Origin of the sequence: Helicobacter sp. UBA3407, assembly GCF_949747025.1 — a bacterium.
GTDB classification, from domain to species: domain Bacteria; phylum Campylobacterota; class Campylobacteria; order Campylobacterales; family Helicobacteraceae; genus Helicobacter_D; species Helicobacter_D ganmani.
In genome coordinates this window covers 1-5,479 of sequence record NZ_CATKCB010000175.1, presented here as the reverse complement: position 1 = coordinate 5,479, position 5,479 = coordinate 1, and the positions used below count along the sequence as shown (strand labels likewise).

Sequence of the window (5,479 nt, the reverse complement as noted above, 5' to 3'; positions counted from 1 at the left end):
GGTAACTTTAGATTCTTGAGTTGGAAGGATAAAAAGTGAGGTTGCTTGGTTCTCGTCCTCTTTGCCTTGTTCAAAATCTACTTCCATTCCATCTAAACTATGTTCGTCTGTGTATGAAAATTTGGATAAATTTTGAATTTCCTCTAACTTAAAAGTATAACGTTTGCCATCTTCTGCTCTTAGGATTCCATTGGATAGGATTGTTCCTTTCATTGTTTCGCCTTTATATTTAAATTTTAGCTTGGAATCATAGTATATTTAGCAATAGACAATTTTATAAAAAATCTGTATAATTACTCATTCTAATAAGGAGAGGTTATGAAAAAAGTTTTAATCATTTTGGGAATCTTAGGCTTAATGTTTGCATTTAATGCTTGCAAAGGTAACGACTATCAGCACCCTTCTCATCGTAGTGGTCAAACAAAATAATCCAAATTCGGGTTCTGTATGAAAATGCAGAATCCCTTGAAATCAAGAAAACTTCCTCATTTAAGACAATCTAAGTTAAGTCAATCTGGTGTATTGAATAATTTTGGAACAAGTTTTGCTTTATTCTTATGTAGTTTAAGCGAGAAAAGGATATTCAAGCAATGAAACAACTTTGTAAGATTCCAATCATTTTATTAGCATTCATCTGCTTTGCGATTCCCTCCTTTGGCGCAAAGGTGGGCGATTTAGTCAATGTAGTGGGCGTGCGTGATAACCAATTAATTGGTTATGGTTTGGTTGTGGGGTTAAATGGAACAGGCGATAAGACGACTTCAACTTTTACAATGCAATCTATTTCAAATATGTTAGAAAGCGTGAATGTCAAAGTGGATCCCAATGACATTAGCTCCAAAAACGCAGCAGCAGTAATGGTAACTGCAAAACTCCCCGCCTTTGCAAGACAAGGGGACAAAATTGATATTGTTGTTTCTAGCATTGGAGATGCGAAATCATTAGAGGGCGGGACGCTTTTGCTTACCCCGCTTAGCGGTTTAGATGGTAGAATCTATGCAGTAGCACAAGGAGCGGTTGGAATCGGGGGTAAAAGTGAGCGAGGAGGGAGTGCGAATCACCCTTTAGCAGGTATTTTACCTAATGGCGCAACGGTGGAACGTGAAGTAACTTATGACCTTTATAATAAGCTTAATGCAACTTTGAGTTTAAAGGAATCTAATTTTCAAAATGCTGTGCAAATTCAAACGCGTATCAATGCGGCTTTCCCCAATCCTCAAAATGCAGGCGAGATTCAAACTCCTGTCGCTACTGCCGTAGATCCTCGCACAATCAAACTGCAACGCCCACAAGAAATGAGTATGGTAGAGTTTTTGGCTCGCGTGCAAGAAGTAGAGGTAGATGCGATTAAAGAAGACAAAATCATCATTAATGAACGCACAGGAACGGTGATTGCCGGAATGGGTGTAGAGGTTTCGCCAATTATTGTAACGCATAATAATATTACGATTAAAGTCAGCAATGAGCCAAATAACGACCCAGAAGCTGTAGATATGGGCAATGGAGCAACCTTTAGTGCGCAAGGTGCAATGGTAACAAGTGCGAATAATCCGACGATTTCAAGTGTAGCACGTGCTTTGCAACGAATGGGGGCAACTCCTAAAGATGTGATTGCGATATTGGAAACGATGAAAAAAGCGGGCGCATTTAATGCGGATTTAGAAATTATTTAAGGAGTTTAAAATGAATCTTGATTTTAGTGGAATCGGTGGATATTCTAAAGAGTTATTAGACGCAGCAAAATCTACGCCAAACATTATTAAAACAGATGACGATTCAAGATTGAGAGAGCAAACAGACGCTTTTGAAGCATTGATTATCAAAAATATGCTAGATACTGCGCTTAAAATGGACGAATCTCTTTTTCCTAAAGCTCCCGGACACGATATTTATGAATCTATGTATCGGGATACTTTAGCCGATAGTTTAAGTGGAAGCTTTGGGTTTAGTGATTTACTTTATGATTATCTTAAAGACTTGCAAGGCAAACAAGGCGTTAAGGGTTTATAAGTGATAGACCAAAATCTGCTAGAATCTTTAAGTAGTAGCGATAAGGAATCCTTTGCGAGAGGTTTAAAGGAGCTGATTACTCAAACCTATGAAGTAGAAAAGGAATTTGTAGAGTTAAAAGCTCTTTTTGAGGAAGTGTTAGATGTTTTGCCAACAGCGGTTTGGGTGCTAGAGCAAGAGGGGACGATTTTTTATCAAAATAGCCTTGCTAGCGAGATTCCAGAGTTATTAGAAAAGTTTGATTTATCACAAAATAATCGGCAAGAAATTGAATTGGAAGCTTTTGGTGAGCTAAAAGTCTATTTGGTGCAAGCCAATCAAAAATTAAATAAATTGATTATTTCTGCCACAGATATTACAAGTGAGAAAAGGCGCGAAAGACTTGCTTCAATGGGTCAGATTTCTGCACATTTAGCACACGAAATCAGGAATCCTGTAGGTTCAGTTGCCTTGCTTGCCTCCACGCTTGCAAATCGTGTGGAGTTAAAAAATAAAACCCTTGTATTAGAGATTAAAAAATCTATTTGGCGTGTAGAGAGAATCGTAAAGGCAACTTTGTTGTTTTCTAAGGGTGTGCATTGCAATAAGGCAAAAATTAATCCCAAAAGTCTTGAAGAGGAGCTCAACGAATCACTAAATTATTATACTTATTCTAAAAATATTGATTTTTTATTCCATTTTGAATGCGATTCCTTTGAGGCGGATTTTGATTTGCTTTGTATCGTGCTACAAAATTTCTTATTTAACGCGATTGATGCGATAGAAGAGGGCGAAGAGGAAAAGGGAATTGTAGAGATTGATTGTATTAAGGATTCCCAAAATACGATTTTTAGAATTTATGATAGTGGTAAGCCTATTGAGAATCCAGAGATTCTTTTTGAACCTTTTAAAAGCACGAAATTAAAAGGAAATGGTTTGGGCTTGGCACTCTCTTTGCAGATTATTGAGGCGCATGGAGGCACAATTTCTCTTATAGAGGGAGAAAGAAAAGGGTTTAAAATCCTCATTCCGTAATTCTAAATTCACTTCAAACGCGTAAAATTTGCACATTTGACTGAAAAATTAAATTTTTGTTACATTTTTGCATTGGGATATAATAGGAATTAAGCCATTTTGAGTTAAAATTTTTAACTACAATGAACAAAAAGGGCAAAAATGAGCAATAATATTCAAGAAATGCAGAATGTAAAGAGTCTTCGTGAGGTCAATATCAAAGATAAACGGGTTTTGATTCGTGTAGATTTTAATGTCCCAATGGATAGCGAATTAAATATCAGCGATGACACAAGAATCCGTGAGGCGATTCCTACCATTAATTATTGTATTGACAATGGTGCGAAGTCTATTATTTTGGTAAGCCATTTGGGGCGTCCGCAAGGTAGAAGCAATGAATTTTCTCTGAAGCATATTTTGAAACGATTAGAAAGGCTTTTGGCTAAAGATGTTGTTTTTGTGGATAATTTAGAAAATGCACAAGTTACTTTAAATACATTAGTAGATGGCAGTATTGTGTTACTAGAAAATATCCGATTCCACGAGGGAGAAGAAAAGAATAATCCAGAATTATCTCAAAAGCTTGCTAGCCTCTGTGATATTTATGTCAATGACGCGTTTGGCACAGCGCACCGCAAACATTCTTCTACTTATGGAATCGCAAATTTCGCCAAAGAAAAAGTGGCAGGATTGTTACTTAAAAAAGAAATTGATTCTTTCGCTATCGCCCTTTCTAACCCTTTGCGTCCTTTGTTGCTTATTGTTGGGGGTTCAAAGGTTTCTTCAAAGCTTACGCTTTTGAAATCTATTTTAGATGTGGTAGATAAGATTATTATCGGCGGCGCGATGAGCAATACCTTTTTACAAGCTGTGGGCTATGATATGAAAAATTCTCTTATTGAAGAAAATTTATTAGAAGAGGCGCGTAATATTCTAAGAAATGCAAAAGAAAAAGGTGTAAAAATCTATTTGCCCGTAGATGTTGTTTCAACGGACAATCTCAAAGAACCAAAAGAAATCAAAATCAGCCCTGCACAGGATATTCAAGAGGGTTTAATGGCGGTAGATATTGGACCTGCAACTGTGAAGCTATTTAACGAAGTGATTCGGGATTGCGAGACGATTATTTGGAATGGACCTCTTGGTGTTTATGAAAATCAGAAATTTTCTCGCGGAACTTTTAGTATTTCCCATACAATCGCAGATACTTATTCGTATAGTGTGATTGGAGGAGGTGATACTGCAGATGCAGTAGATAAGGCGGGAAATAAAGATGGTATGAGTTTTACTTCAACAGGAGGCGGCGCGAGTTTGGAATTGCTTGAGGGTGCTGTATTGCCAGCATTTGAAGTATTGGATAAGAGAGTATAAAATGGGAGAACCCCCGACGAAAATAAAAAACTAAAGGAGAGATTCCGTAAGTCTCCTTTAGTTTTAAAATTAGAGGTAGATGATGTTGAATCTTTTTATTAAACGCAATGGTATGGTGGTAAGAGAAAGTGTGCAAGCCGTAGAGGCTATCCAAGTAGATGCAGATATACTTTGGATTGATTTGCTACACCCAACAGCGCAAGAAATTGCCTATATATCTAAAACTTATCTTTTAGATATTCCAACAAAAGAGGAACGCGAAGAAATTGAGGAATCTTCGCGTTATTGGGAAAATAGCGAAACCGTAACGATTAATACCTACTTCCTTACGCGCCCAAATACAGAAAATGTGTTACATAATGAAACAATTACTTTTTTGCTTACGCGTGGGATTTTATTCACAGTTAGATATAGCGAATTTAGGGTTTTTGACGAAATTCAGCAGAGGGTGCTTGCAAGTCCAAAAAAATTTGAAGATGGATTTGATTTGATTTCCAAAATTTTTGAATTGCGCGTAGAAAGAGATGCGGATATGCTAGAAAGCATTGCGAAGCAAACGCGCCTTTTGCGTCGCTCTGTGGTATTTGACAAAAAATTAGGCGATGAAATCTTGGAAAATTTATCCATTTTGCAAGAAATGCATTTAAGTTTGCGTGATAGTTTGTTTGATAAAAGACTTGCAATCGCTGCACTTTTGCGCACGCATAAGGCAGATTCAGAGGTGAAAAAGGACTTAGGCACGGTGCTAAAAGACATCAACTCTTTGGTAGAATTTACGAATGTTAATATGAATATTTTAGATAACATTCAAACGCTTTTTTCAAGTCAAATCAATATTGAGCAAAATAAAATCATCAAAACCTTTACAATGGTAACGGTTGCGATGATGCCACCTACATTGATAGCTACAATTTATGGAATGAACTTCACACATATGCCGGAGTTGCAATGGACTTATGCTTATCCTGTCGCCTTAGGAATAATGGTGATTTCAACGATTTTGCCAATGCTTTATTTTAAAAAGAAAAAATGGCTCTAAGAGAATACTTGCGTAAAACTTCTAGGTGGGGGGGATTATCCACAAAAATAGCTGTTTTTGAAATCC

General features: G+C 36.9%; 5 protein-coding genes and 1 pseudogene. 5 read left to right on the top strand and 1 reads right to left on the bottom strand.

Annotated elements, in window-relative coordinates; genetic code table 11:
* Positions 1-213: pseudogene (locus Q1553_RS06635) on the bottom strand (hypothetical protein); the annotation flags it as partial.
* A gap of 377 nt (positions 214-590) precedes the next feature.
* Here Q1553_RS06635 and Q1553_RS06630 point away from each other — a divergent pair.
* From Q1553_RS06630 to corA, 5 genes are all read left to right on the top strand, one after another.
* The gene (locus Q1553_RS06630) at positions 591-1,673 is read left to right on the top strand and encodes a flagellar basal body P-ring protein FlgI (protein ID WP_297578131.1); all 1,083 of its coding nucleotides are present in this window, start codon (positions 591-593) and stop codon (positions 1,671-1,673) included.
* Between the two features lie 10 nt (positions 1,674-1,683).
* Complete coding sequence (locus Q1553_RS06625; protein ID WP_297571432.1) at positions 1,684-2,010, top strand: rod-binding protein; 327 nt, start codon at positions 1,684-1,686, stop codon at positions 2,008-2,010.
* Positions 2,011-3,024 (top strand): HAMP domain-containing sensor histidine kinase, encoded by a 1,014-nt coding sequence (locus Q1553_RS06620; RefSeq protein WP_297571430.1) that lies wholly within the window; start codon positions 2,011-2,013, stop codon positions 3,022-3,024. It begins immediately after the preceding gene.
* A gap of 141 nt (positions 3,025-3,165) precedes the next feature.
* Complete coding sequence (locus Q1553_RS06615; RefSeq protein ID WP_115551193.1) at positions 3,166-4,374, top strand: phosphoglycerate kinase; 1,209 nt, start codon at positions 3,166-3,168, stop codon at positions 4,372-4,374.
* A gap of 82 nt (positions 4,375-4,456) precedes the next feature.
* On the top strand, positions 4,457-5,413 hold the full coding sequence (corA, locus tag Q1553_RS06610; RefSeq protein WP_115551192.1) for a magnesium/cobalt transporter CorA: 957 nt from the start codon (positions 4,457-4,459) through the stop codon (positions 5,411-5,413).
* Positions 5,414-5,479 lie beyond the last annotated feature (66 nt).

Coding starts and splice junctions, on each gene's coding strand:
- Q1553_RS06630 (WP_297578131.1), top strand. CDS start 591: ATGAAACAACTTTGTAAGATTCCAATCATTTTATTAGCATTCATCTGC.
- Q1553_RS06625 (WP_297571432.1), top strand. CDS start 1,684: ATGAATCTTGATTTTAGTGGAATCGGTGGATATTCTAAAGAGTTATTA.
- Q1553_RS06615 (WP_115551193.1), top strand. CDS start 3,166: ATGAGCAATAATATTCAAGAAATGCAGAATGTAAAGAGTCTTCGTGAG.
- corA (WP_115551192.1), top strand. CDS start 4,457: ATGTTGAATCTTTTTATTAAACGCAATGGTATGGTGGTAAGAGAAAGT.